23 protein-coding genes are annotated in these 25,265 nt (G+C 40.5%); 21 read left to right on the top strand and 2 right to left on the bottom strand.

Features of this window, described 5'->3' with window-relative positions; all coding sequences use genetic code 11:
* The first annotated feature begins 738 nt into the window (after positions 1–738).
* Positions 739–1,698 (top strand): quinolinate synthase NadA, encoded by a 960-nt coding sequence (nadA, locus tag IM450_RS02665; protein WP_043998019.1) that lies wholly within the window; start codon positions 739–741, stop codon positions 1,696–1,698.
* 120 nt (positions 1,699–1,818) lie between these two features.
* Here nadA and IM450_RS02670 read toward each other — a convergent pair whose 3' ends face one another.
* Positions 1,819–3,276 carry a DASH family cryptochrome gene (locus IM450_RS02670; protein ID WP_002803021.1) on the bottom strand — a complete coding sequence of 486 codons (1,458 nt, stop codon included), beginning with the start codon at positions 3,274–3,276 and terminating at the stop codon, positions 1,819–1,821.
* A gap of 213 nt (positions 3,277–3,489) precedes the next feature.
* On the bottom strand, positions 3,490–5,802 hold the full coding sequence (locus tag IM450_RS02675) for a GumC family protein (RefSeq protein WP_287670700.1): 2,313 nt from the start codon (positions 5,800–5,802) through the stop codon (positions 3,490–3,492).
* A 249-nt stretch (positions 5,803–6,051) separates the two neighbouring features.
* Between IM450_RS02675 and IM450_RS02680 the strand changes: the two genes are divergently transcribed.
* The 20 genes from IM450_RS02680 (at position 6,052) to IM450_RS02775 (ending at position 25,005) form a co-directional block, all read left to right on the top strand.
* Positions 6,052–6,822 (top strand): Uma2 family endonuclease, encoded by a 771-nt coding sequence (locus IM450_RS02680; protein ID WP_287670702.1) that lies wholly within the window; start codon positions 6,052–6,054, stop codon positions 6,820–6,822.
* A 148-nt stretch (positions 6,823–6,970) separates the two neighbouring features.
* Positions 6,971–7,291, top strand: a complete 321-nt coding sequence (locus IM450_RS02685) for a hypothetical protein (protein ID WP_287670704.1) — start codon at positions 6,971–6,973, stop codon at positions 7,289–7,291.
* 84 nt (positions 7,292–7,375) lie between these two features.
* Complete coding sequence (locus IM450_RS02690; RefSeq protein ID WP_002803016.1) at positions 7,376–7,675, top strand: hypothetical protein; 300 nt, start codon at positions 7,376–7,378, stop codon at positions 7,673–7,675.
* An 84-nt stretch (positions 7,676–7,759) separates the two neighbouring features.
* Positions 7,760–8,116 (top strand): hypothetical protein, encoded by a 357-nt coding sequence (locus IM450_RS02695; protein ID WP_287670706.1) that lies wholly within the window; start codon positions 7,760–7,762, stop codon positions 8,114–8,116.
* 603 nt (positions 8,117–8,719) lie between these two features.
* Entirely contained in the window at positions 8,720–9,736 is a 1,017-nt protein-coding gene (locus IM450_RS02700) for a glycosyltransferase family 2 protein (RefSeq protein WP_287670708.1), read from the top strand.
* Between the two features lie 188 nt (positions 9,737–9,924).
* Positions 9,925–11,487, top strand: a complete 1,563-nt coding sequence (locus IM450_RS02705) for an oligosaccharide flippase family protein (protein ID WP_287670710.1) — start codon at positions 9,925–9,927, stop codon at positions 11,485–11,487.
* Between the two features lie 144 nt (positions 11,488–11,631).
* Complete coding sequence (locus tag IM450_RS02710) at positions 11,632–12,831, top strand: glycosyltransferase family 1 protein (RefSeq protein ID WP_287670712.1); 1,200 nt, start codon at positions 11,632–11,634, stop codon at positions 12,829–12,831.
* A 40-nt stretch (positions 12,832–12,871) separates the two neighbouring features.
* The gene (locus IM450_RS02715) at positions 12,872–14,224 is read left to right on the top strand and encodes a hypothetical protein (RefSeq protein ID WP_287670714.1); all 1,353 of its coding nucleotides are present in this window, start codon (positions 12,872–12,874) and stop codon (positions 14,222–14,224) included.
* Between the two features lie 717 nt (positions 14,225–14,941).
* Positions 14,942–15,766, top strand: a complete 825-nt coding sequence (locus IM450_RS02720; protein ID WP_287670716.1) for a Uma2 family endonuclease — start codon at positions 14,942–14,944, stop codon at positions 15,764–15,766.
* Between the two features lie 201 nt (positions 15,767–15,967).
* A complete protein-coding gene (locus tag IM450_RS02725) occupies positions 15,968–16,864 on the top strand; it encodes a Uma2 family endonuclease (RefSeq protein WP_287670718.1) in 897 nt (298 codons plus the stop codon).
* A gap of 260 nt (positions 16,865–17,124) precedes the next feature.
* A complete protein-coding gene (locus IM450_RS02730) occupies positions 17,125–17,394 on the top strand; it encodes a DUF2283 domain-containing protein (RefSeq protein WP_287670720.1) in 270 nt (89 codons plus the stop codon).
* Between the two features lie 51 nt (positions 17,395–17,445).
* Positions 17,446–18,378, top strand: coding sequence for a glycosyltransferase family 2 protein (locus IM450_RS02735; protein ID WP_287670722.1), 933 nt, complete (start codon positions 17,446–17,448; stop codon positions 18,376–18,378).
* A gap of 432 nt (positions 18,379–18,810) precedes the next feature.
* Positions 18,811–19,221: an FkbM family methyltransferase gene (locus IM450_RS02740; protein ID WP_287670724.1), complete on the top strand. Its 411-nt coding sequence runs from the start codon at positions 18,811–18,813 to the stop codon at positions 19,219–19,221.
* Positions 19,222–19,312: 91 nt separating this feature from the next.
* The gene (locus IM450_RS02745; RefSeq protein WP_287670726.1) at positions 19,313–20,137 is read left to right on the top strand and encodes a class I SAM-dependent methyltransferase; all 825 of its coding nucleotides are present in this window, start codon (positions 19,313–19,315) and stop codon (positions 20,135–20,137) included.
* Positions 20,138–20,218: 81 nt separating this feature from the next.
* Positions 20,219–20,386 carry a hypothetical protein gene (locus IM450_RS02750; RefSeq protein WP_287670728.1) on the top strand — a complete coding sequence of 56 codons (168 nt, stop codon included), beginning with the start codon at positions 20,219–20,221 and terminating at the stop codon, positions 20,384–20,386.
* Positions 20,383–21,651: a glycosyltransferase family 4 protein gene (locus tag IM450_RS02755; protein ID WP_287670730.1), complete on the top strand. Its 1,269-nt coding sequence runs from the start codon at positions 20,383–20,385 to the stop codon at positions 21,649–21,651. The genes IM450_RS02750 and IM450_RS02755 overlap by 4 nt, the downstream gene beginning before the upstream one ends.
* A gap of 80 nt (positions 21,652–21,731) precedes the next feature.
* Entirely contained in the window at positions 21,732–22,523 is a 792-nt protein-coding gene (locus IM450_RS02760; RefSeq protein WP_272015621.1) for a class I SAM-dependent methyltransferase, read from the top strand.
* A gap of 27 nt (positions 22,524–22,550) precedes the next feature.
* Positions 22,551–23,276, top strand: coding sequence for an FkbM family methyltransferase (locus IM450_RS02765; protein ID WP_287670734.1), 726 nt, complete (start codon positions 22,551–22,553; stop codon positions 23,274–23,276).
* A 75-nt stretch (positions 23,277–23,351) separates the two neighbouring features.
* Positions 23,352–23,669 (top strand): hypothetical protein, encoded by a 318-nt coding sequence (locus IM450_RS02770; protein WP_287670736.1) that lies wholly within the window; start codon positions 23,352–23,354, stop codon positions 23,667–23,669.
* A gap of 598 nt (positions 23,670–24,267) precedes the next feature.
* Positions 24,268–25,005, top strand: a complete 738-nt coding sequence (locus tag IM450_RS02775) for a Uma2 family endonuclease (protein ID WP_287670738.1) — start codon at positions 24,268–24,270, stop codon at positions 25,003–25,005.
* The last annotated feature ends 260 nt before the right edge of the window (positions 25,006–25,265 follow it).

The following is a 25,265-nucleotide window of genomic DNA, read 5'->3' on the forward strand; positions in this document are numbered from 1 at the left end:
CAAGAGTCAAAATTAGCTCTAAAAACCGATTAATCAGGGTTTTAAGAGACAAAATCGAATTTTGACGGAAAACTATGGCTAATTATAACGTCAATTACTTCCCCTGATTGCTCCCATTCTATTACTTCTAAAATTAGCGCAATAATTCTCAACCTTACTAAGCCACAAACGGTAAGTAAAATCGAATTTGCTTAAAGTTTGCCGACAGATTTTTGTGTTGCTCGTCGGACCAGGTTGACCAATAACTACTCAAGTAAAATAGGTGTGAATTCCAGAATTTAACCAACAGTCTTTGATTTTAGCGATAATCTCAGTTTTAGCGGGTTTATTCAGGCAAATAGTGCAAAGAGCGTGAGCATACAAGTGAGAGCGCACCAAATCGGAACCCTGCCAAGATTTCTTGATTTTATCTTGTTCGGCCGAAGTGTCCCCAGAAATTTGATAGGAATAAGCCTGAAATTTTCTTAGCTGATATTGTGATTACCCCTAAAATAGGGTTTACCCTTGACCAAGAATCTCTCGATAGGATAGGGGGGACAGTGCAAAAGCAATAAACTCCGATACCATTTTCCAAAAAGTAAGTCCTACTTTTTGAAAAATGGTATTATCGGGGTTTGGTTGTCAGTCGTTTGATCGCTGTTCCATCAAGCTTTTTTTGTTTGGGGTCTCTCTTCAGAAAAATTTGCTATGATATAGAGGACTGTTTAGTATTTGGTAAAAACAACCATAAATGCCGCCGTGTTCACAACTGTTCAACCCGCAAATCGTTCGAGCTTACCTGATGACCTATTTACAGCAATTAAAGAGCTTAAACGGGAATTAAACGCCGTTATTCTGGCTCACTACTATCAAAATTCTGACATACAGGATATAGCTGATTATATTGGTGATTCTCTCGGTTTATCCCAACAGGCTGCCCGAACGCCAGCAGATGTGATCGTATTTGCGGGGGTTCACTTCATGGCAGAAACAGCTAAAATCTTAAACCCAGATAAGTTGGTATTGCTGCCGGATTTAGATGCGGGATGTTCTTTAGCTGATAGTTGTCATCCTCAAGATTTTGCTCGTTTCAAAGCCCAATATCCCGATCATATCGTGATTTCCTATATCAATTGCAGTGCAGAAATTAAAGCCATGAGTGATATTATCTGCACCAGTTCCAACGCAGTCAAAATAGTTAACCAAATCCCTGCCCATCAACCGATTATCTTCGCTCCTGATCGCAATTTAGGCCGTTACGTCAGTCAGCAAACTGGTAGAGATTTAGTTCTCTGGCAGGGTAGTTGTATTGTCCATGAAACTTTTTCCGAACGCAAGATAATAGAATTAAAAGTTGCCCATCCAGAAGCAAAAATTATCGCCCATCCTGAGTGTGAAACATCGGTTTTACGCCATGCCGATTATATTGGTTCCACGACGGCACTATTAAATTATTCTCTGAAAAGTTCTGAAAAAACCTTTATTGTCGCCACAGAACCGGGGATTATTCACCAGATGCAAAAATCCGCCCCAGAGAAAGTATTTATACCCGCACCAGCTTTAAATAACTGTGCTTGTAATGAGTGTCCCTACATGAGACTGAACACTCTCGAAAAATTGTATCTCTGTATGCGAGATAAAACTCCAGAAATTACTATTTCTGAAGATTTAAGAGTTAAGGCACTGTTGCCGATTCAAAGAATGTTAGAAATGTCTTAATCAGTTATCAGTTATCAGTTATCAGTTATCAGATTTGAGTTTTAAGTGTGCAGTATGGATTAAGTGAGCCTCATCAAATGCTAGTTTCCTACTGTGTTTTCACTGATTACTGTTTACTGATTACTGATTACTGAAATGCTGAAGATAAATTTTTTCGTTGTGTTTGATCGATTGAAAAAAATCGACAATGGCACGAGGATAATTAACCCCTAAAATCACCCCATAACGCTTTTGTTCCTCTGGAGATAATTTGTAAGGTTCGTGAATTTTATCGCCTTTTATTAGGGCTAATTCCGGCAACCAGTGACGTAAATAATCACCTTTGGGATCATAATCTCTCGACTGTTTAGGGATATTAAAATAACGAAATCCTCGTGCATCATTGCCGACACCAGCAGTGTAATTCCAATTACCCCAATTACTACAGACATCGTAATCAACTAATAATGACTCGAACCATTCTGCTCCCATAGACCAATCAATACCGAGATTTTTGGTCAGAAAACTAGCGACATTTTGCCGGCCACGATTTGACATAAATCCTGTAGCGGCTAATTCTCTCATATTAGCATCTACAAGAGGATAACCGGTTTTTCCCTCACACCAGAGATTAAATCTTTCCCAATCTTCTAGCCAAGGTAAATAAAGTTCTTGCAAACCAGATTTATAGAAGATTTTATTACCGTGTTTACTGCAAATAAATCGGAAAAAATCTCGCCATAATAATTCAAAAATAAGCCAATAGGTAGAGTCATTTTTTACTCTTGTTTGCTCATATTTTTGTACTTCCTCATAGATATAACGGGGGGAAAGACAGCCAAAACTTAACCAAGCTGAGAATTTTGAGGAATAATTAGTCCCTAACATTTCATTGCGGGTTTCTTTATAGGTTTTTAAGGAATCACTATCCCAAATATATTCCTTAACCCGTGATTTTCCTGCCATTTCACCCCCTTGAAACGACAAAACACCTCGCCAGTCTAGAATTAGTTCTGTTAAGCCTAAATCGTTTAAACTAGGAAGGTTTCCAAAATCTATTTTAGGTAATTTTGTCAACTTTTTCGGCGTGGGATAAGTTGTTCTTATTTCCCAATGACGTTCTACTTGTTTACGAAAATTAGTAAATAATTCCGGCAGTTGATTAAGGGTAAAAGGTAAATCATCAGGATGGTATAAAGTGGCTGTCCAAAAAGTTTTTATCTGCACGGGAAACCCAGATAAAGCCTGATTTACCGCTTTTTCTACCGCTAATTCCTCTGCTGTTACCTCTTGATGATAATAAACCTTGGCTATCTGCAATTCTTGAACTAATTGCGGGATAAGTTCTTCTGGTTTTCCCCGTCGGATAATTAAATTACCGCCTAAATTTTCCAGAGATTGTCGCAAATCTGCTACGCTTTCTAATAAAAATTTAGCTCGGAACTTGCCAGTTTTTGGGAACCCGTAGGAAGTAAGACCAAATTGACGCTCATCAAAACAATAAAAGGGAATTATCTCTAATTGTTCTTGAATGGCTCGATGAATTGCCTCGTGATCGTGAACCCGCAGATCATTGCGATACCAGATTAAAACCCGCATTTAAGTAGTTAGGTGTTAAAAACCATCAGACACCCCCCTTATTAAGGGGGGATTAAGGGGGGATCGGCACCCCCCTTATTAAGGGGGGATTAAGGGGGGAATAAGGGGGGATCGGCACCCCCCTTATTAAGGGGGGAATAAGGGGGGATCGGCACCCCCCTTATTAAGGGGGGATTAAGGGGGGATCGAAGCCAAAATCTATCTTGAATTTAATTATCTTTTCCCGTAGTAATGGCCATAGTAACCATAATTATGGTCTTTCCGACTAACATTATTAGCCACTAAACCTAACACGGAAATGTGGGATAATCTCAGATCTTCGAGTAGATTTTTGAGCGCAAAGCGATCAGTTTTGCCCAGTTTGGTGACGAGAATTAGGCCAGTGGCCATGGCGGCGAGAATTTTCGCATCGGCAAAAGCGGTGATCGGTGGTAGATCGTAGATAATTAGATCGAAAACGTCGTCTTGCTGTAATTGCGAGATCATCTCCTGCATTCTCTGGGAAGAAAGCAAGCGGGTTGGATCTGGGGGAATTGAACCGGCGGTAAGAATCGATAAATTCTCGTAGCGGGGTAGGGATTGAATTGCCTCGTTCCAATCGAGACCCTCGGCGAGGACATTACTAAGTCCGTGGTCGTTATCGAGATTAAGTCGCAGGTGAATTTGGGGTCGTCGCAGGTCGGCATCCACCAGTAAGACTCTTTTTCCCATACCAGCGGCGGCCTTAGCGATATTTATTGCCATGGTGGTTTTACCATCTCCCGGTGATACAGAACTAATCACGAGGGACTTGAGGGGGGAATCGGAACCGAGGAGGCGAATATTGGTGTTAAGAGTGTGGAAAGCTTCCGAGAAGGGGGAGAAATTATAGTAGTAGGGGTTTTCGTTGGCTGATTTCGGGCTAGTATTAGGGATAGTAATTTTGCGATCGCCAACTGTTAACTGGGGTAGGGCGGCGGTGATCACTTTTTCGATCTTACCGATGTCTTTTTGCCAGGGAATTGCGCCTAAAAGGGGTAGTTTAGTATCTTCTTTTAGTTCATCTGCACTATGATGAACGGGGTCTAATCTTTCGGCTAAAAAGGCCACCCCCAGTCCTAATAAAAGGCCACCGATAAGCCCTAAAGCCAGATTTCGCACAGGTTTAGGAGAAACGAAGTCCTCCCCTACCTCTGGTGGGGAAATTAGTTGCCAAGGCACCACTTGTTGTGCCACCTGTAGCTGTAATTTTTGCTGTTGATCCAGAAAACGGTTAAGGCTGGTGGTGGCGATTTCCAACTCTCGCTGCAAATCCGTATAGCGACGGGCTAAAACCGCAAGATTTTTGACCGAGGCTTTCTGTTGTTCGAGGGCTTGGGCAAGGGATTCTACCTTAATTTCTAGGGTTTGGCGACTGTTAGCGGCTTCCACCAATTGTTGGGTTAATTCTACTCGCAAAGCACTCTGAGATACCAAAGCCGGGGAATTACCCACTGTCTGGGGCAGTTTTTCCCCTAGGGTTCTCTGGGCCTCGTTTTGCAGTAGGGGCAGCAAATTAGCGCGTTTTTCCTCTAGGGTGGCGATTATCGGGCTATCTTTCGCGAAAACTGCCGATTGTTTGGCCAATTCCACTTCTACTTCCTGCAGCTGCTTGAGCAAATCTTGATAACCGGGAGATTCACTGAGATAAGTAGCGATAATTGCTTGATTAGGGGCCAATCCCACCTGTTGCTGTAAAGCTTGATAGCGAGAGTTAATTTCGTTAAGGGCAACTTGGGCTGCCCGATAATCTTGTTCAGTAGTGGTTAACTGTTGTGATAAACGAGTCGCCTCTTTATCGGGATCCAGGAAATTGTATTGCTGCCGGAATTGCTGCATTTGTTTTTGTAGAGAATTAACTCGTTCCCGCAGCACCGGCAATTGAGCGTTAACAAAATCCAAACCTTGATTAATTTCGGTCTTGCGTTCCTGAGAACTATATTTTAGGTAATGACGGGCTAAATTATCTAAAACCAGCTTGATTTTTTCCGGTTCCGCATCTCGATAGGAAATTTCTAAAACTTTCGTCTCTTTTAATTGACTAATTTCGAGATCAGATTTGCCAGTTTTACTAATTAAATCACTGTAGGTAAAGTCGGGATACTTAGGGGTTATTTTACTAAGGATGGGGTTAAGAAGTTGAGGACTGGTTAAAACGGCGATTTGGGTATCATAATCGATGTCTTCACCACCTAACTGAGGTAGGATATCTTGGGCTGCCAGTCTGGAAGAACTTTTATTTTCCTCGATGGGTTGACCGATGAGCAGCAGGAATTTACCTTGATAGATAGGGGTTTTTAAGAAAGTATAAGCAGCAATCGCACCCGTCACCCCTAGGGTGATGCCAGCGATTACCCACCAGCGATGCTTGATGACAGAAAGGACTTGACGCAGGTTCAGTTCCTCTTCTTCTTGCGTCGGGGAGGGGATAAAAGCCGGTTGGGCAAAAACTGGCAGATTTGCTTGACTTTGGGTTTTTAAAGCCCCATTTTGTTGGTTGTTCATCATTAATCAAATAGTCAAGGGATAACTGTATTAAAAGATTTTCCGGTGGCAATCTGGCTCGATTTGTCACCGCTCAATCATAACACCGTGCTACAATGATAACCCTAGTTTTTCCAGTAATTACCAAATAAGGTGGGTTTAACCTAGTCAATGCCACTGGCGGCTTGACATACCCCCCCCTGAACGGTTACAAATTGTGTGCTATCCTGCCACAAGCTAAACCGCCATAACCACCATCACACGAGAGCCTAAATGACAATCCCATTAGCACCTCGCATCTCTGATACTTTACCCCCCATTACCTGGGAGAAATTGCCAGCGGATTTTGCCCTCCCTGATGAACCAGTGGAAAGCACCCTACAACCCCTCCTCGCGGCGGCTTCGCGAGAATCTTTAGAATTAGCCAGTTTAATTGTGGAAGCGAGTCTTATTGCTTCTAATTTTGGCATTTGCGCCACCGTTAGCGGTAAGAAAGTAGTAAAAGCTCCCGATTGGGTTTATGTACCCGCAGTAGCACCTATCCGAGAAGGAGAAATTCGCCGCAGCTACACGCCTCATGCAGAAGGGGAAGTACCAGCAATTGTCATGGAATTCATCTCAGAAACGGAGGGAGGGGAGTATTCTATCAATCCCCACTATCCCTATGGCAAGTGGTATTTCTACGAGCGAATCTTACAAGTACCTGTCTATATTATTTTTCAACCACAAAGCGGAGAATTAGAAGTTTATCGCTTAGTATCAGGGAAGTATGAGTTACAGAAAGCTGATGAAAATTATCGTTACTGGCTGGCAGAAATTGGTTTATTTCTAGGAGTATGGCAGGGGAAAAAAGCGGAGATGACAGCTTATTGGTTGCGCTGGTGGGATCAATCGGGTAATTTACTATTGTGGGGGAGTGAACGGATTGAACAGGAGCGGGAAAGAGCCGAACAAGCTGAACTGCGGGCTGAGGGAGAAAAAGCTAGGGCAGACAGATTGGCGGCGCAACTTAAGGCAATGGGAATTGACCTGGAGGCTGAATGAAGAATCTATACAGCTTTACAATTTAGCTGATTGTGTGCTATGGTGGCAACTGTTATGCTTAGAGAGGAAATATGTTGGGAAATTGCTGGCGATTGCGTCGATAATAAATGAATTGTAAGCAGTTATTAAAAAAGGAGAAAAGCCAGCCATGACCAGAAGCTCGGCCGGACACTCCAGATGGACAGATGAGATGCTAGATGAATTGGCAGACTCAGTTTCGGGAGTCAAAGACTCAGTTTTGGAATTGCGAGAATCAGTTTCAGAGGTTAAAGATTCAGTAGAAGGGTTACAATTGACAGCACAAGCACTGTTACAAATAGCTGCTCAACAACAGCGAGAAAATGAAGCTCGGCAAGCAGAAATTGCCGAAATCAGGCAAAGACAGGAAGAGTCAGACAAGCGTTTTGAGGTTTTACTGTCAGGAGTTCGCTATTTGATTCGGCAAATTAAACCAGAAAATCAATCATAAGCTTGATAAAACCAGCGGCGATTGCGTCTATAATTATTGACAATTTAAGCAGCTATTGAAACTGAGAAGGGAGAAAAACAAGCCATGACAAAACTGGATGGGGAACGGACGAGATGGACAGATGAGATGCTAGATGAATTGGCAGACTCAGTTTCCGAAATTAAAGAATCAGTTTCGGAATTGAGAGAATCAGTTTCGGACATCAAAGATTCAGTAGAAGGGGTAAGATTGACGGCACAAGCTTTGCTACAAATCGCAGCACAGCAACAGCGTAATATGGATGAAATGAGACAAAGACAGGAGGAGTCGGACCAACGCTTTGAGGTTTTGCTGTCAGAAGTTCGCTATTTGATTCGGCAAATTAAACCAGAGAATCAATCATAAGCTTGAGGAAAATGGCGGCGATTGCGTCTATAATTATCTATAATTTAAGCAGCTATTGAAACTGAGAAGGGAGAAAAACAAGCCATGACAAGAAGGGATGGGGAACGGACGAGATGGACAGATGAGATGCTAGATGAATTGGCAGACTCAGTTTCGGAATTGCGAGAATCGGTTTCGGAAGTCAAAGACTCGGTTTCGGAATTGCGAGAATCAGTTTCGGAATTGCGAGAATCAGTTTCGGAAGTTAAAGATTCAGTAGAAGGGGTAAGATTAACGGCAAACGCTCTACTGCAAATTGCGGCACAGCAACAACGAGAAAATGAAGCTCGGCAAGCAGAAATTGCCGAAATCAGGCAAAGACAGGAAGAGTCAGACAAGCGTTTTGAGGTTTTGCTGTCAGAAGTTCGCTATTTGATTCGGCAAATTAAACCAGGAGATTAAGCACCAGTAATTCCCCTTCTAATCCTGCTGCGTCATGGTTTGCCTTGACCAACTGCTCAATATCTGCTACGATGAGCGATTAAATTACCAGGATTCGGTATGATTAACTATCTACGAATTAATTAGAGCGGCTTTGGAAACTGATAAAGGAGAAAAACAAGCTATGACTAGTGGGACTTAAACAAATTTCGGTTCTACGGAACCTGCCGTGCTAAAGTATTAAAATTAACCTCTTAAAGGCCTGATTTAGCAAGGGCTTGAGCTTTTGATTGATTGCTTTTTATAGAAATCGCTTTTGAAGCAATTGTCAAACCGCCGACACCATCGGTGAAAGCACGGTGGCATTGCGTCTGGGGTTGTCTCTTTCATCGCTGAGATCTCAACGTAAAATGCTTACCCCGTGACGATTGTACTCGATTCGATCCTTGTTTGGCGTTTAATTCCCATTAATCAACCATCGACCCCGAAAATCCCTTGACTATCCCACTTCCTGTAAGGTATTCTTCAATCAGTCAGGGACTAGTCCACTTCAAACTTGAATTAGCCCAATCTATACCTGCGGCTATTCATTTACATCTTATTTCATTAGGAAAGATAATTTAGATGGAAACGATATTGTCAATTGCAATCCCGAGCTTTAACCGAATTGATTCTTTGCAAAAAACCCTAGCTTCATTATCTTCTTTAGCTAAACAAGATGAAATTGAAATATTAGTCGTTGATAATGCTTCTGACGACGGAACTTGGGAATGGCTTAGTTCCGAGCATGAAAACTTAGGAATAAAAATAAAAAGAAATCCATTTAATTTTGGTATTGAAGGAAACGTGATTCAGGCGCTAGTCCTTGCCACAGGAAGGTATATTTGGCTTTTATCCGATCATATGTTTGTTTATGAAAGTGAGGCCTTGAATTTTTTGGAAAACCTTAAGGGGGGGTTGAACTTTACTTTGGGTTATGCTCGTATTGAGCAATATCAAAAAGTTTTACCAGAGACTTATTTACCCATACCCTTAGAGAAGATAGATTTAATTGCGCTAGGAAAACTCATGTTTTTTATGGGAAATATCAGTGGTTTTATAGTAAACAGAGAATATCTTTTGAATTGTGGCCGCTCTTTATTTCGTTGTTCAGGTTATAGCTATCCGCATTTAGGTGTTTTTGTCCATCTCAGCAATGACGATACAATTGTTGAACTCAATCCAGTCAGCGAGTTTGCTTCAGAAAAATCAGATAAACCTAAGCGAATTTCCTATGATACATTCCGCAGTCGTTTCATAGGTTTTGTCCGGGCTTTAGAAGAAATACGAAGATTGAATCCTCAAGTTAACTGGTCTAATAAAGCCCTAAAGTGTGGTCTTTTGCTAGGTCCTCTCATATCCGATTCAATCTACTATCTCTGTACTGGTAAATCTATTGATTTTTCAGATTTTGTTTTCTGTATCACCCGTTATCCTGGAAAAATCCGCTTGTTTTTGATATTATGTAGTATGTTGTCTCTCATGCCAATTAAAATTCGAGTTGGGCTCAGCAATTTGCTCTTTAGATTATTAATTCCAAATCAATATTCCCAAGCAATGAACAGACCACTTCAGACAAATTCAGAAACCATATTAGAATAAATAGAGCAGAATTTTTAGGCTCTACCGAACCTGTTATGCAAAACTATCAACAACTAATACTTGTAAAGCTTGTATAATAGGGCTTTGAGTTTTTGTTAGATTGATATTTATCAACTTTAGAGCATTGCTGGACAGAGAGGGAGCTTGGGGAGTTTTCTACAGTGTAAGTTCGGAAGAACCAATTTTTTATGAGCAATCTACTTGCCAAAGCTATTAATAATTCTACTTGGACAGCCATCGGTTCTGTAATGACAGCAATCTTGGGGTTTCTATTTGCTGGGTTAACGATTCGTTGGTTGGGTGAAGCGGAAGCTGGATTTGCCATTGCGATCTCTGCTATTGTTGGCATTAATAACACCTTGAGTGGATTTGGACTGGGGACTGCCGCAATGCGATTGCTCAGTCGCGCTTATGAAGAAAATAATTCTCAGGAAATTCAGAAAATAGCGGGTGTTTGTTTTTCAACTTCTTTGGCTTTTGGATTGCTTGGGTTTTGTCTTTTTACTTTTGGCTCTCCTTGGATTGTTCAGTGGAGCAAATATGAGGGCAATCCTGATTTAGCTCGCCTGTACTGTATATTACTAGGATTGGTGTTTTTGCTACAACAAATCACCGGTTATTTGAATATATTTCTCACTTCTCTTCAAAGATTTGACTGGCAGACTAAGCTGAATACTACTTTTATGTTAGCCAATGGTATTTTGGGAATCACTTTTTTGAAAGCCTTTCCTAATATTTTAACCTTGGCAACAATTCAGTTAGCCTTGTCTTGCTTGAATTGTTTATGTACTGGTTTTATAGTTTTTAAAATCCTTGGATTTCTGACACGTCCTTCCTGGCATCAAGCCATGTTTATTGAGCTTTGGTCGTTTGGAAAATGGGTTTATCTAACTCAGCTTGCAGGCATACTATGGGGACTTGATAAGATATTTCTAACATCTGTATTTGGTAGTAGTTCTTTGCCTTTCTATACTTTTGCACAAAACATATATGTGCAAGTTCATGCAATTTTAAATGGACAGTCTTCTTATCTATTTCCCATGCTCTCGGCTCAAGGAGATAAATTAGAAGTGGTAGCCGAACAAATAGAAGACCGCTTGCGCTGGTTTATTGGGTTAATTGCAGGTTTTGTCTATTCAGGACTGATTATTGCAGGTCCAGCCTTATTGACTATTATGGTCAATGCCGAATTTTCTAGCAAAGCTAGTTTTCAGTTGTTTATTTTCTGTTGGGTAGGCTATATTCATGGCAATGCGATAGTACAATTTTTCTTAGGACTGAGCAAGGGAGATGCAAAAGGCAACTGGATATATCACATGATTATCGGGCTTGGTTATCTGCCGTTTTTTGTTATATTTGCTTTAGTGTTTGGCTTCCAATATGCGGTGCTAGGACAGCTAATGACCTTGGCTGGAACAATTTATTTGTCTCGTCGTCTTAAGCCTAAAATCTACTGGATTACTTTTTGTCGTTGGTTAATTAACCCTCTATACTCGTCTTTGTTGTTAATGGTCGTAGCTTGTTGCTTTCGTGTTATACTCATTGTTTTAAAAGCAAATCCTGGAATACAAATTGCTACAATGATTGTTTTTTATATAGTGGCAATCTTATCTATCCCTCGTCTTGAAGTCACTTATTTTGGCGGTATAGATCGCCTAAAAACTTTAGGAAGAGCGATGTCATTAGTCTTGGGAAAGTTAGGAATTTCCGAAAAATTAGTTTTTCGTTTATTGGGTATTAAACCATTCTGATACTTTGAATATGGAGAGTAGCAAGTAGCAAGAACGTGAAAAATCTAAAATTCTTTTAAAGAAGAGTGACAAGAGCGATAGCCTGGAGATTAAAATTAGATTTGTCGCTGTATCCCAGAAGTATAAGGAGCAGAGTTAAAAACCTTGAAAACCATCGCCCTAGTGGATACCTTGTGGGGTGGCCACCACCCTACCTACCTGAAGTTTTTCGCCAAGACGCTACTAGACCTGGGAAATGAAGTAATCTCTCTGTGTCCCGAACCGGAAGAGATGAACCTGTGGATTGCCAGCCACTGTCCAGAGTTGGCAAGTAACTTTCACTCCTTTGAGTTGCATGAACCCTCGCCAAGTCAGTTTTCCGGTCGCCAGTTGCAGGCGAGAGCAATGGCTGTAGCCCGCTGGCAACGAGTCGCCCAGAGTATCCAAGAAATTTCCTCAAAGCTAGGCAAAGCCCCCGATATCACCTTTTTTGCCTGGCTTGATACATACTTAGGATTAATTCCTGCTATCACCGACACCATCTTTCCCTATCCTTGGTCAGGGCTTTATTTTCAACCTGGCTACCTACGGATACCACCAAAACTGCGGTGGATGCGCCACGGCATCTTAAATCCCTTATCAGTGCTAAAATCTTCCCACTGTCCAGTAGTGGCCGTGCTAGACGAAGGTATTGCTGACAAGTTACAACAGAAGCTTAATAAGCCGGTAGTCGTCTTAACTGATATCACCGATGAATCGCCACCCGATATGAGCTTTGAGATTGCCCAAAAAATTCGTGCTAAAGCTGCTGGCAGGAAGATCATTGGTTTGTTGGGATCTCTAGATAAGCGGAAAGGAACACTTACGCTTCTGGAAGTTTCTCAACAAGTGAGCGATCGCTGGTTTTTTGTCTTTGCAGGTAGGCTGGCTGAACCAGCATTTACAGCCGCAGAACTGGCGAAAATTGAGGAGATTGTCAAAGCCAACCCAGACAACTGTTTCTTTTACTGGAATTCGATTCCTGACGGGTCAGGATTTAATGCCGTTGTTCAGGTATGCGATGTCCTTTATGCTGCCTATGAAAATTTTCCTTACAGTAGCAACATCCTGACTAAAGGAGCAATCTTTCAGAAACCTGTAATCGCCAGCAAAAACTACTGTATGGGCGAACGGGTTGAGAAGTTTAATCTTGGCTATGGGATTGAAGGAGGAAATGTGTCTCAGTGTGTTAGCATCTTAGAAAGATTGCATGAGGAACTCTCCACCGGCAATCTTTCTATCCAGCCAGATTTTGAAGGGTATAGACGCCTGCATTCAATCGAGCAATTGATCTCTGCTTTTCAGAAAATTTTAGAGTTTGTGTAAAATTAATTTATGGAAACTATTACATAGAAGATAAACTAAAATGAACAATAGAGAGAATAAATTAGTTAATAAACTCATCGCTACTTTGATTTTCTATATCAGTTTGCTTCTACTTAATTTTAATGATCTTGTGTATGCTTGGTTGGGAAAAACTGAGGTTATCATTAAATTTATTATTTCTCTGCCAACATGGGGAGTTTTACTTTCCCTAGCATCGGCATTTTTGATTGAAAAAGAGTTTAGAAAGTTGCTTTTGGGAAAAATAGGAATTTTATATGGGTCTGCTTTATTTTTGTATATTTTGATAGGCTGGATCTCTGGTAATGAAATTTACTGGATGTACAAAGAGTGGATTATTTTTATCTATCCATGGGTTGGAATGGCTATGTTCTTCCTTCTCTCCAAATCCTATTCTCCAAAGTTTCAACTTACTGCTTATGCGTTTTTTTTAGCTTGCATGATCTACCAAACTTTTCAGATAACTATTGAAGCTATGTTAGCGAAAGAAGCCATAAGTACAATATCGAGGATAGGAACAGAAACAAGAGTAGCAGGTGGGGTAATGGACATTTTAGCTGCAAGCTTGATACCCACTGGTATTTCTATAGTGATTTTATGCAGATTGGGATGGTTTTGGGTAATTTCAATGTTAGGATTAGTCTTTTTAGAATTATACTTTGGTGGATTCATAGCCGCATCTAGAGGTGCTTTTCTAAGCTTACTAGTTATCTTAATTTTTTCTGGCTTTAGCTTATTATTGTATAGACTATGTAGCAAAACTATGGTTCTTAAGCCTCAACCATCTATGTCATTAAGTTTGCTAAAGTTTATCTTAATATCTTTTACTATTTTTATATTTACTGTTATAATGTTCGATATTATCAATTTTGATCTGATACGCCTATTCCAGGATAATTTACTATATGAGAGAGCTTTTACTGATGAGTCTAGCGGTTCAAATAACGAACGAATTGAAGAGGCTTCTTTTGTAATTGGAAATCTACAAGATCTAGATTTTTTATTCGGTAAAGGTCTAGGTGCTACTTTTATTAATCCTATACGCAGAGGTTGGAATTTAGATATGGAAATAAATTGGCTTCATATAGGACCTCTGACTTTTCTCCTCAAGGGAGGATTACCTTTATTTTTTCTCGTTATATTCTTCTTCTATATTAAGATACCCTATTTATATAGTAAGGCATTGCTTAACCCCTATGCTTTTGATTCCAAGAAACGCACGGCTTTGCTAACTGTTCTACCAGGTGTGCTTGGATGGTCAATATGGCTATTAACCAATGGAGGTTATTTTAGCGCACATTACTTCGGGTTGGGGTTTGCTTTTGGTGCTTACTCACATATTAGAAAGAATGGTCTGGGCATTTTCTTTGAGTAATTAATAAATAGACACAAAGCAATCTTTAAGCTTTTTGTCCTGTACTGAAGCTGAAAAATTGTACAGGAGCCACAATTAACTGAGAAGCGATTTTTCTTGCAATTTACTCTGACAAATAAAATGTCAATAACAGCTAATCTTGAGTCTTAATTAAAGGAAATGTTTGAAGAAATTTTTCAACAATTAGGATCGATAAACGCCGCGTCAATCACCTTATTTTGCCAAAATTTTGCCTTAAATTAAGTGGCTTCCTTTTGCGGTTGACATCTCTCACAGAACAACCGCAGAAACCTTTGAAAAGACTGACCGAAAGGAAGAGATGGTAAGTTGTCAAAGTGTAGAAGATATGTTTGATAAACTTGGCATCTATATCTGGCACTGAGAGCCGCAATCGCCTTTGATATAATAGGACTAAAGATACTACCTGCCAGAAAAGTCGTGACAAAAGAAGAGATTAAATCAATTATCCGCTTTCAATTGAGCAGCTCTTGGATGATGATTTCTAATTAAATGCGTCTTAGCCTAGAATTATGATATAACATATAGTAATCCCCTAAACCCTTGACAACAGGTAGCTGAACAAGGGGCTTAAGCCCCCTGTCCGTTCACGACTCATTTAGAATTGCTATAGCCAGTCAATTAAAGTAATATTTGCCTGAAAGAGGGCAAAAAATCTAGTAAATCTAAATAACTAAACCCAAAATATAGGACAAAAATATGGAAACTCTGACGCTTAGTCAACCGATGCAGTTAACTGCATTACCCACGCAAGATGAACTTCCCTGCGATGATGGAGTACCCATGGAAACTCAAAGGCATAAATGGCAGATGGATCTGTTAATAGACACTATATCACCTTGGCTAGACCAACGAGAAGATGGTTATGCCAGTGGCAATATGTTCGTCTATTTCAGTACAGCACAACTGAAAAATCAAGACTTCAAAGGACCTGATTTTTTTGCCGTCTTAGGTGTACAAAAAGGGGAGCGAAAAAGTTGGGTTACTTGGGAGGAGGGAAAAGCCCCCGATGTAGTGATTGAACTACTCTCAGAAAGTACCACCCAAATAGACAAAACCGAGAAAAAACAGATTTATCAAGATAAGTTACGAGTGCCTGAATATTTCTGGTACGATCCTTTTAATCCTGAAGATTTTGCCGAATTTGTCTTAGTTGATGGCCTATATGAACCGCAGCAACCCAACGAGAAAGGATGGCTAATCAGTGGTCGTTTGGGATTAGCTTTAGTTCGTTGGCAGGGAGAATATAGAGGGGTAACAACCGTCTGGATTCGCTGGGCAACTTTAGATGGAATGTTGTTACCAACCCCGCGAGAGTTGGCTGAGGAAGCACAACAGAAAGCTGAGGAAGCACAACAGAAAGCTGAGGAAGCACAACAGAAAGCTGAGGAAGCACAACAGAAAGCTGAGGAAGCACAACAGAAAGCTGAGGAAGCACAATGGAAAGCTGAAGAAGCCGAAGAAAAAGCCGAGCGATTGGCGGCTAAACTCAGGGAATTGGGGATTAATCCCGAAAGTCTCTAACTTCCTCGGGGCGGATTTTGGTAAGACTCTCCTGGTGGGGTAGTTCATTTTTGAATCGGCATTTTCACCAATGGAGAACGAGGAATTGACGACTGTTCCGATTTATTGTGCATCAAGGCTTGCGGCGTTCAGGGGTCTAAAATTGACATGAATGCCATATTATCTTGCTAAACTAAACACCAAACTAGCAACATTCCCCCCATGTACCAGAGAACGCCGTCCCTTCCACCCAAAGAAATGTTACCAACCATGTACGACCTCCCCAGCGAAAACCAGGAGGAACCTGGCTTGCCTGACGAATTTCATCTCTTCCAACCCGAATTATTGCGCCAGACCTTTCGACCTTCTAACTATCCTGCCGAACAAATATTTATCGCCAGCGATCTAAATCTCTACTACGACCCTTACCATCCCCAATGGTACAAGCGGCCGGACTGGTTTGCCGCTTTGGGAGTCTCGCGGCTGTACCAAGGAGAGGAATTGCGCCTGAGTTATGTGATTTGGCAGGAAGAAATTGTTCCCTTCATCGCCATCGAATTACTCTCTCCTGGAACGGAAGCAGAAGATTTAGGGCGTACCGTGCGGGGAATCAACCAACCTCCCGCCAAGTGGGAAGTTTACGAACGAATTTTAGGCATTCCCTACTATGTGGTGTTCGATCGCTACAGCAACCAATTGCAGGCATTTACCTTAAAATCAGGAAAATATCAGCCTTTAAGACTAGAAAACCAGCAGTTGTGGCTAGAGGAAGTACAATTGGGATTGGGACTTTGGGCAGGAAATTGTCAAGGCATTGAGCGGTTGTGGCTGCGCTGGTACGGACGAGACGGCAATTGGATACTGACTCCTACCGAGCAGGAAGCTCAACGCGCCGAGCAGCAAACCCAACGCGCCGAGCAGCAAACCCAACGCGCCGAGCAGGAAGCTCAACGCGCCGAGCAGGAAGCTCAACGCGCCGAGCAGGAAGCTCAACGCGCCGAGCAGGAAGCTCAACGCGCCGAGCAGGAAGCTCAACGCGCAGAAAGAGAACGGCAGCGAGTTCTAGAACTAGAAGCTTTGTTGGCTCGTTACCAGGAACAATTCGGGCAGTTAAATTGAGAAAATAATGAATGGATTTTCTAAGCCATGAAAGTATCTTACATGGCGGGATGTATTGATATAGTACTAAAAACTATTGCTGAACCTGATTTGATTATTAAGGGATGGACTGATGAGCTAATAGCACTAAAACATTATCCGAAAACTGTTATCTCAAGAAAAGACGCGGTCGTCATCTATAAAGAACTAAAGAACGATGGATTTGTCATAACTGCTTTTTTGACATCCTCCTGCGAAAAAATTATCAAGCGAGGCATCCTATGGCAGAAGTCAATCTGTTAAAATCAATTCCTTATTTGCTAACCGCACCTTCTTCAAGAATCTGGATAGATTATGATGAAGAAGCAGATGTTTTATATATTAGCTTTCGTAACCCTCAAAGAGCCAATGATAGTTTGCTAGAAGACAATATTATCTATTACTATAGAGATCGAGACTTAGTTGGATTAACTGTCTTGAAAGCTTCGGATTTTAACAGTGGAGATAGTGAAAATAAAATTAATGGCTCTGAAAATCCTGAAATGGGTTGACAATTTGGTCAGGATGGGTTAGGATACAACGAGTTAACAGTAAATTCGTCTATGACTGACTTCCAACTGACCACTCCTGTCGCCTTACTGATTTTCAATCGACCTGATACGACGGCGAGGGTATTTGAAGCCATTCGTCAGGCTAAACCACCTAAGTTATTAGTGGTTGCTGATGGTCCGCGCCCGGATAAAGCCGATGATATTGAGAAGTGTAAGGCGGCTCGTGCTATTGTTGATGGCGTTGATTGGGATTGTGAGGTATTGAGCAATTATTCTGATTTAAATTTAGGTTGTAAAAATCGGGTATCGAGTGGATTAGATTGGGTTTTTGATACGGTTGAGCAAGCCATTATTCTTGAAGATGATTGCTTACCACATCCTAGTTTTTTTCGCTTTTGCCAAGACTTGCTTGATTATTATCGAAATGATGAAAGAATTACGGCTATTTCAGGGGATAATTTTCAGTTTGGCAGAAAGCGCACGGGGTACAGTTACTATTTTTCTTGCTATAGTCACATTTGGGGTTGGGCAACTTGGAGGAGAGCGTGGCAATATTATGATGTTAAAATGAAGCTCTGGCAAGAAATTCGTGATGGTAACTGGCTTGAGTCTATTTTAGGAAAAACTCAGGCTGTCAAATACTGGACGAAGATTTTTCAAACTTATTATGATGGTAAAATTGATACTTGGGATTATCCTTGGAATTTTGCCTGTTGGATTCAGAATGGTCTAACTATCCTTCCTAATGTAAATTTAGTTAGTAATATTGGATTTGGTGAAGATGCTACTCATACAATTGGTAGTAAAAGTAGATTGGCAAATCTTCCTGTTAAAGAAATGAATTTTCCTTTAGAGCATCCCCCATTTTTGATACGCCATGTTCAGGCAGATGATTTTACTCATAAGCATATTTACAAAATTCCCATTCTATCTCTAATTTTACAGAAATTTAGAAATTTTACATATTTGAATCTGGAAATTTAATTTAAGGAGAACTAGACCAATGAAGAAATTAATCCAAGAAATACTTCCCCCTATTGTATATAAGGCAATTCAATCATTACGCAATCATCTTTATTCACCGAAGCCAAAGTGGAATAAAATTTCAGGAGGCATATTGGAAGGGTGTATAATTTATGTGCCAACTGAACAATTTTACTTCAAAGAAATGATCGAGGGAGCTTATGATAACTTTTTTTGCGATTTCTTGAAAAAGGTTGATCTAGAATCACAAACTATTATAGACATTAGAGGACATATTGGCTACCATTCAATGTGTTTTGCTAAGTTAACTGGAAAAAAGGGGAAAGTTTATGTTTTTGAACCAAACGTTTTTAATGTAGAGCGTATGGAGCTAATCTTTGGCAAAAATAGAGACATTTCAGACAACATATCTATTAATTTAATAAGTTTGCCTTGTCAGATTCTCAGGGAACTGCTGCTTTTAATTTTTCTCAAAATATTGATAATTCAACAAGTTTTGGAGGATATATTGAAGGAAGTTATAAGTCTCTTAGTGATGATGTATATGAAAAGGCAGGTTTTACATCAATGGAGGTAAAAGTAGATACATTAGATAATTTTGTTACAGAGAAAAAAATAACTAATTTAAAATTGATTAAAATTGATGTAGAAGGAGCAGAACATAAAGTTCTAGAAGGGGGACGTAAAACTCTTGAAAGTTTAAAGCCGATAATTCTTGTAGAAATTCATTCCGTATCAGCAATGCTATATGTAGCTATGATTTTATTTCCATTAAACTATGAACTTAATATTCTTGAGGAAGCTCAAGACAGTAGATGTTTTATTTCTGCGACTCCAAAATAATAAGTTAAACAAAGCCTACGAAAACTAAGTCTGTACAAAAGTAAAAATGTTTCAAATTTACAGTAATTTCACAATAATAATTTTTTAAATTATGAAACTCTTAAATTTTGGTTGTGGTGCTACTTTTCATCCAGCTTGGGTGAATATTGATCTGGTTTCATTTTCACGGGAAGTTAGAGCATACGATATTCGTAAAAATTTGCCCTATCCTGATGCTGAGTTTGATGCTTGTTATAGCTCTCATGTTGTAGAGCATCTCAAACAAGATGAAGCTCAAAAAATGCTTGTAGAGTGTCACCGCGTCCTCAAGCAAAAAGGGATAATTAGAATAGTCGTTCCCGATCTTGAATCGATAGTTAGAGATTACTTAAATGCTTTAGAACAAGTCGATTCTGGATTAAAAGAAGTAGAGCCTAACTATGATTGGATCATGCTCGAATTTTACGATCAAACAGTTCGCAGCTTTGGAGGTGGTGAAATGATGCGTTTTCTTCTTAACCCAGATATTTCCAATAAAGATTTTATACGCCCCCGTATAGGTGCTGAAGCTCAGAATTATTGGGAAGTACAACCACTTCAAAAATCTTTATGGGAGAAAATCACTTCTAAACAGCCCTATTGGTTTGTTCAAAAACTAAGAATTATTATCACAAAATTTCTGGTAGCTAGGATAGCAGGAAATGAAGCTATGCAAGCATTTGAAGAAGGAGTATTTCGGAACTCAGGAGAAATCCATCGCTGGATGTATGATCGCTATTCGTTGCGTCGGCTACTTGAACAAGCCGGCTTTATCGATGTGCGCATTTGTCGTGCCGATGAAAGTAGAATTCCAGACTTTAATAGCTACAATCTAGATATAGTAGAAGGCAAAGTTCGTAAACCAGTTTCTTTATTTATGGAAGGAATTAAGCCATAAATAAGATACTCTCTATAGAATGTTTCTTGAATTATCATAGTATAGATCTAGTTTTCAATGTAGGTGCTAATTACGATCAGTATGCCAGATTTCTTCGAGAATGTAGCGTATAAAGATAATCTTATTTTTGAAGAAATGCTAGAGTTTTGTGGAGAACTAGGTTATGATATTCATGCGGTTGTTCTTGGCTTCACTGACGCCAAAACAGTAAAAATGCTTCAATTAGATGGGATTTTTTTTAAGTCATGAAAGTATGTCTACTCAGTCACTCTGACGGTCGAGGCGGTGGCTATGCAGCCGCTTACCGCCTGCATCAAGGTTTGCGGAAGATGGGAGTAGATTCCACCATGCTGGTTGGTGACAAAACCCGTGACGATCATACTGTTTTGTCACCTAACAGCAAGCTGGCTAAAGGGTGGAGCAAGCTGACACCAACCCTGGATCATTTGCCACTAATGTTGTATCCTAATCGCGATCACACTCCTTACTCTATCCAATGGATTTCCGATAGAATTGCTTCCCAAGTTGCTCAACTTGATTCCGATATTATTAATCTACATTGGGTTAATGCGGGATATTTACAGATTGAAACTGTTGCTAGGCTCAATAAGCCTCTTGTTTGGACAATCCATGATATGTGGCCGTTTACTGGCGGATGCCACTATAGTGGAGAATGTGATCGCTATATGAAATCCTGCGGTTCTTGTCCTCAACTGCATAGCGATCAAGACTGGGACATATCGCGCTGGGTTTGGCAGCGAAAAGCTAAGAATTGGAAAAATTTAAATCTAACAATTATAACACCTAGTCGATGGTTAGCTGATTGTGCTAAAAATAGTTCTCTATTTCAGAATTTACGAATAGAAGTTATTGCCAATGGCTTAGATATTAAAACATATAGACCTATAGAACAAAAACTAGCGCGACACTTGTTAAACTTGCCTCACGATAAACAGCTTATTCTATTCGGTGCCATGAGTGCCAACAGCGATCATCGCAAGGGATTTCAGTTTCTTCTACCAGCTTTACAAAAACTCAATCAAACTAAACAGCCATATCAGATTGAATTAGTCGTTTTTGGTGCATCCGAACCTATTGATTCGCCCGATTTAGGTTTTAAAGTTCACTATCTAGGGAGGCTAAACGACGATATTTTATTAGCACTTGTCTATTCAGCAGCCGATGTAATGATTGTGCCATCAATTCAGGAATCTTTTGGTCAAACTGCTTCTGAGGCTCTGTCCTGTGGTACACCAGTAGTAGCATTCAACGCTACTGGACTCAAAGATATTGTTGAGCATCAACAAAATGGCTATCTCGCTCAACCCTTCGAGGTTGAAGACTTGGCTAAGGGAATCGCCTGGGTACTAGAAGATAGAGAGAGATACGGAAAATTGTGCGATCGCGCTCGTGAAAAAGTAGTGCAAGAATTTAGCCTAGAAGTACAGGCTAAATACTATCTCTCAGTTTATCAAGATATTCATGAGTTCTACTTATGCACTGCAAGGGAATAATAAGTCTTTTTTATGTCTTAAAAGGGTTGCCTAATATTATTTAAACTGATACTATAGTAAGGCGAATTTTTTATTCAATCATGACTAGCAATAACCTTGCAACCGTATATGATGAGCATTATGCAAAAAACGCTGACGTTGATGCTCTGTGGACGGATTTGTGTTCTTATATGCGCCTCGAAAATACTTTAAAGGTCGTCAATAGCAAAAACTATAATAGCGTTTTAGATGTTGGAGCAGGAGATGGAGCAGTTGCAAAGCGTCTAGCAGAGACAGAAAATTTTGGGAGTATATGTGGAGTTGAAATTTCCGGAAGTGCAGTGCAGGAGATTAATAAATTAAAACTTCCAAAATTTAGGGAATTTAAAGAATTTAACGGTTACGAAATACCGTTTGATGAAACTGAATTTGAGCTTGCAGTCTGCTACCATGTACTAGAACACGTTGAAGATCCTCGCCGCCTCTTAAGAGAAATTGCCCGCGTAAGTGCTTTTCAAGTTTTCGAGGTGCCCTTGGACTATAGACCTGATGTGGATAATAATATATCTAATTATCTTGCCTACGGACATATAAGTGTTTTTACTCCCTCAACATTTCGGTTTCTGTTACTTTCTGAAGGATTTACTATCTTGAACGATCATTATAGTGACATCTCCTGGCCAGCAACTAAGTTTATGATTGAAACCTCAACCAAACCGGGCAATAAAAACTTAAGAAAGCTCAAGGCAAGACTTGCAGGTATTAAAAGGCAAATCAAAAGGTTGGCGCTGCCAGGATATCTCAAAAGAGAGTCGACATACAGTCAATACACTTGTCTTACAAAGTTTACAGGAAAGCCTGAAATTAAGTACGATCAAGTTTCATTATGGTAGCTGAGTACGGTTAATTAACTATCTATCATGTTCAAAAAAACGATTAAGAAACTCTCCAGAAGTTTAGGAATTGATCTAAAAAGATACAATATCCAAACATCTGAAGCGGCAAAGATGCAGCGCTTGTTAGCCTATCACAACATTGACTTAGTATTCGATGTTGGCGCTAATATTGGGCAATATGCCAAATTACTGCGAGAGTTAGGCTATTCAGGTAGGATTGTTTCCTTTGAACCACTGTCAAGTGCTTACTCTCAGTTAAAAGCTGTTAGTGAAAAAGACCCTCTGTGGGAAATTGCTCCCCAAACTGCCATCGGCAACCAAGAAGGTGAGATTGTCATCAATATTGCAGGTAATAGTTATAGTAGTTCAGCTTTGCCAATGCTGGATGCTCACTTAGAATCTGCCCCCGAATCAGCTTACTCTGGTTCAGAAACAGTAAAATTGAGCAGGCTAGATACCCTGGCCAAGGACTATATCAAAAGCGAAACTAAATCCATTTTTCTCAAAATAGATGTGCAAGGATTGGAAAAACAAGTGCTAGAAGGAGCAACTGCAATTTTGCCTTTGGTTAAAGGCATTAAGCTTGAATTATCTTTAGTCCCTCTCTACGAAGGTCAAGTCCTGTTTAAAGAAATGATTGATATCGTAGAAAAATTAGGTTACGAACTGTACGGTATTGAACCAGGGTTTACTGCCGAAAAAACTGGGAGGATGTTGCAGATGGATGGCATTTTCTTTAAACCAGATTAAAAATTTAATCTGGTAAAACATGAGCAAATTTATTTGTAGATATCCCTTCTTAAATAGTGCTACAGTATGTACACAATGCGTACACAACGAGAGAGACTATGGATTAAGTATGACATTGAGAAAATTGGGGTGCGAGAATTTCGGAGCGAACTCCCTAAATACCTATACGGTGAGACTCCCGTTGAGGTACTACGTCACGGTCATACTGTTGGGTTCTATTTCCCCGTTAAACAGGGGAGTAAAAGCGCCGATATCGCTGCCTTACAAGCGGTGGCCGCTCAATTTGAGTACCTGTTAAGTCAAAAGGGAATTTCCGAGGACGATATTGTTCGTGAGTTTCGTCAGATGTGTGAAGCGGATAGAGCCAATCAGAGAAAGGATTTGGACAAGTGAGACTCAAATTCATCGTTCTCGACGCTAATATCATCATAATAAATAGACATCTCCAAAAATCTATACCCTAGTCCTAGCAATGGTATTCCTGCTTGGTAATGCGATTTCTTATCCTTTTAGCTAAACAGCAACATTACTCCTATGAAATTAGCCTCCATCCCAACAAAGCAGTACATCGAGCAACGAGACGAAGAATATTGGCTCGAAGGAACTCGTATCTCCCTTGATTCAGTTGTCTATTCTTTCTTGAACGGATAATCGCCCGAAAGCATTGCCCAAAATTTTCCACTCCTTTCCCTCGAACAGGTTTATGGCGCGATCGCTTTCTATCTGGCCAATCGAGAGCTTGTGGATGCCTATCTGAAAAAGGGTGAAGCCGAGTTTCAGGAACTACAACAGTCTTGTAGAGAAAAGAGTCCTTTGCTGTACCAAAAATTGAAGGCGGATCAAGCCTACAATATTTGCTTAAAAAACTAATTTCCTAGAAGAAGGCTATAATTGCCGTAATATTTTGCCCCCATCTCAATTCTAGCCCCTAGATATTTTCCCCTAGCATTGGGGAAAAAGCTCCTTAAGTCTCATCACCAGCGTGACTCCGATGACTTCAACTATTGCCCCTTCTCGACTTTCACTGCCTACCCAAGATGAATTGCCCTGCGATGACGGCGTTCCCATGGAAACCCAACGACATAAACTCCAGATGGATATACTCATAGATGCCTTGTTCCCCTGGTTAGCTGCTAGGGAAGATGGCTATGTAGGCGGCAATATGTTCGTTTATTTCAGTGCCGCACAGTTAAAAAGCGAGGACTTTCGCGGTCCCGATTTCTTTGCTGTCCTGGGGGTTCCTAAAGGGGAAAGAAAAAGTTGGGTGGTTTGGCAAGAAGGGAAAGCTCCCGACGTGGTTATCGAACTCCTTTCCGAAAGTACCGCTCAACAGGATAAAACTGAAAAGAAAGCCATCTATCAAGACCGTTTGCGAGTGCCAGAATATTTCTGGTACGATCCCTTCAATCCTGAAGATTGGGCGGGTTTTATCCTCAGAGACGGCAACTACGAGCCATTATCTCTAGAGACGGGAGAAAGATTTTTCAGTCAAAGGCTAGGGTTAACTTTGGTACGCTGGCAAGGGGAGTATAAGGGAGTCGAGGCAGTTTGGCTGCGTTGGGCGACTTTTGCCGGCGATTTACTGCCCACGGAGTCAGAGCTAACTGAACAGGAAAAAATGCGGGCTGAACAAGAAAGAATGCGGGCCCAACAGGAAAGAATGCGGGCTGAGGATTTACAAGCATTGCTCCAGCGCTATCGAGAGCGTTTTGGGGATTTGCCAGAATAAATCTAGATATTGACCGGCTAAAGTACAAGAACTCTCCAGAAAGCTAATAGGATAGGAGCATCAAGCATAGACAACCAATAACCTTAGAGAACTCTTGTTCGCTTTCTGGTGTTAGCTGATTAAAAATTTTCTTTACAAGAAGTTGATCATCAGGTATAATCTAGCAAATTATGCCCATTGAATCCGGTCTTGAACTGGTCGGTTAATTAAATTGCCCATTATGGGTGACAGGCTGCCGCATCAGTATTTTGTCAAGATTT

This window comes from Microcystis sp. M083S1 (assembly GCF_020246405.1).
GTDB lineage: Bacteria > Cyanobacteriota > Cyanobacteriia > Cyanobacteriales > Microcystaceae > Microcystis > Microcystis aeruginosa_C.